Annotated in this window: 2 protein-coding genes; one reads left to right on the top strand and one right to left on the bottom strand. The window is 61.3% G+C overall.

Annotation, left to right across the window (positions count from 1 at the left end; all coding sequences use genetic code 11):
• On the bottom strand, nt 1-1128 hold a 1128-nt coding region (locus DBR18_RS25595; RefSeq protein ID WP_256588973.1), incomplete at its 3' end, for a GntP family permease.
• 239 nt (nt 1129-1367) lie between these two features.
• Here DBR18_RS25595 and DBR18_RS25590 point away from each other — a divergent pair.
• The coding region (locus tag DBR18_RS25590) for a PAS domain-containing methyl-accepting chemotaxis protein (protein WP_256588972.1) at nt 1368-2618 on the top strand (1251 nt) is incomplete at its 3' end.

The raw sequence follows: 2618 nt of genomic DNA, 5'->3' as shown, positions 1-2618 counted from the left end.
CGTCGTGGTCGCGACGGTCGCCGAGCCGGTGGCCTGACGCAATGCCACGGCAATCAGCCACGCCAGCAGCAGATACGGCATGTGCGCGCCTTCGGCGACTTTGCTGATGGTCTGGCTGACACCGGCATCCAGCAAGGTCTGTTTCAAGCCGCCACCGGCACCGATGGTCAGCAGCAGCACGGCAATCGGCGCGAGGCTTTTGCGCAGCGTACCGCCGACTTGCTCACGCGGCATGCCGTTGGCCCAGCCGAGGCAGATCACCGCCGCCATCACCGCAATGCCCAGCGCCACCAACGGTTCGCCGAGGAACTTCAGGGTCAGGGCGACGCTGCTTTCCGGGCTCATCGCAACTTTCGCCAGGGTGCTACCGAGCATCAGCAGCACCGGCAGCAGAATGATCAGCAGCGACATGCCGAAACTCGGCTGGCGCGGCGCTTTCGGCGGGGCGCTGAACAGTGCGCCCAGCTCTGCCGGCTCATCGACGTGCATGCGTTTCGACAGCCAGTTGCCGTAGATCGGTCCGGCCAGAATCACTGCCGGAATCGCAATGCTGAAGCCCAGCAACATGGTCAGCCCAAGGTCGGCATGCAACGCACTGACCGCGATCAGCGGCCCGGGATGCGGAGGCATCAAGGCATGCAGGGTGGTCATCCCGGCCAGCGCCGGAATGGCGATTTTCAACAATGGCTGACCCGAGCGGCGGGCCATGACGAAGATGATCGGCACCATCATCACCAGCCCCACTTCGAAGAACAGCGGCAAGCCGATCACCATCGCCACCAGCGCCATGACCCACGGCAAGGACTTGCCTTTGCCCAGCCCGAGCAGGGTCGAGGCGATACGGTCGGCAGCACCGGACTCGGCCATCAGTGCGCCGAGCATCGAGCCCAGGGCAATGATGATCCCGGCTTCACCGAGAATCGCCCCGGCGCCTTTGCTGAAGGCCTTGGCGACATCTTCCGGCGGCAAACCGGCGCCGACACCGGCAATGAAGGTGCCGATCAGGATCGATAGAAACGGCGGGAGTTTAGTCGCGCTGATCAGCACGATGATGGTGGCAATCGCCACCAGACAGCAAAGTATCAGGCGGGTGTCATGCACCATCCAGGCAGCGGTCGATAAATCCAAAACGGCACTCCTTATCGGGCGGATACCTGCAACATGTTGTTGCAATTTTCCCTGAGAATACCTGAAGTGGCCGGGCCAGAGCGGCGGCTTTTGTAACCGTGTTGCGGGGTGACGGTTTAGACCAATGGCCTATTGAGATTATTTTTGACTGACCGGTCTCAATCGCTCTTCAGAAAAGATTTCCAAGGCCGATGGTTAAGCTGCATCCTGCTTTCTACCCTGCCTATCGGTACTTCCCCATGTTCAACAAACGCCTCAAGCAAGAGCTGGCCACTCTTCGTGAAGAACTTTCCAGCCTGCTGCAAGTGAAGGAAAGCCTGGAAAGCGAGATGCTGGTGCTGACCCTGGAACCCGATGGCCGGATTCAGTCGGTCAATCAGAACTTCCTGGCCGAGATGCTCTACAAGAGCCAGGATCTGGTGGGGCGCGCCATTGAAGACATCGTTCCGGCGCACGTGAAGGCCGATGACTTTCATCACCGTTTCAAGGCTGCCCTGACCCGTGGCGAGCATTTCGCTGGCGCCGTGCGCCTGCTGCGCGGTAATGGTGAAGAAGCGTGGCTGCGCTCCATCGTGCAACCGGTGCGCGCTTCGGACGGGCGGATCAAGCATTTTTCGATCTTCTCCAGTGACCTGACCCGCACCATTGAAGCTTCGCGCGAACACGAAAACCTGATCGGCGCGCTGGTGCGTTCGACGGCGGTGATCGAGTTCGACCTCAATGGCAACGTGCTCAATGCCAACGAGCGCTTTCTGCAGGGCATGGGTTACAGCCTGGCGCAGATCAAAGGCAAACATCACCGGATGTTCTGCACACCGGAGGAGTACAACAGCGCCGAGTACCAGAACTTCTGGCGGCGTCTGAACAACGGCGAGTTTGTCGCCGACCGCTTCAAGCGGGTCGACAGCCATGGTCGTACGGTGTGGCTGGAGGCGTCCTACAACCCGGTGGTCGATGCCAACAACAAACTGTACAAAGTGGTGAAGTTCGCCACGGTGATTACCGATCAGGTCAATCGCGAACAAGCGGTTGCCGACGCGGCCAGCATTGCCTACAGCACTTCGCAGCAAACCGACAGCACCGCGCAACGTGGCACCACGGTGGTCACCGAGGCAGTGAATGTGATGCGTGATCTGTCGCGCCACATGCAGGCCGCCGGTGAGGGCATCGAGGCGCTGAACGAGCAGTCACAGGTGATCGGTACCATCGTCAAAACCATCAGCGGCATTGCCGAACAGACCAACCTGCTGGCGCTCAACGCCGCCATCGAAGCGGCTCGTGCCGGCGAGCAGGGCCGGGGCTTTGCGGTGGTGGCCGACGAGGTGCGGCAACTGGCATCGCGCACCAGTCAGGCGACCGAAGAGATCGTCACCGTGGTGCGGCAGAACCAGGAGATGGCACGCAACGCCGTGGCCCTGATGACCGATGGCAAGCTGCAGGCCGAACAGGGGCTGGCGCTGGCGGCGGAGGCGGGCACGGTGATCGTCGAG

It is taken from the genome of Pseudomonas sp. HMWF021 (genome assembly GCF_003061005.1).
Taxonomy (GTDB): Bacteria; Pseudomonadota; Gammaproteobacteria; order Pseudomonadales; family Pseudomonadaceae; genus Aquipseudomonas.
This window is presented reverse-complemented; position numbering and strand designations above follow the sequence as displayed.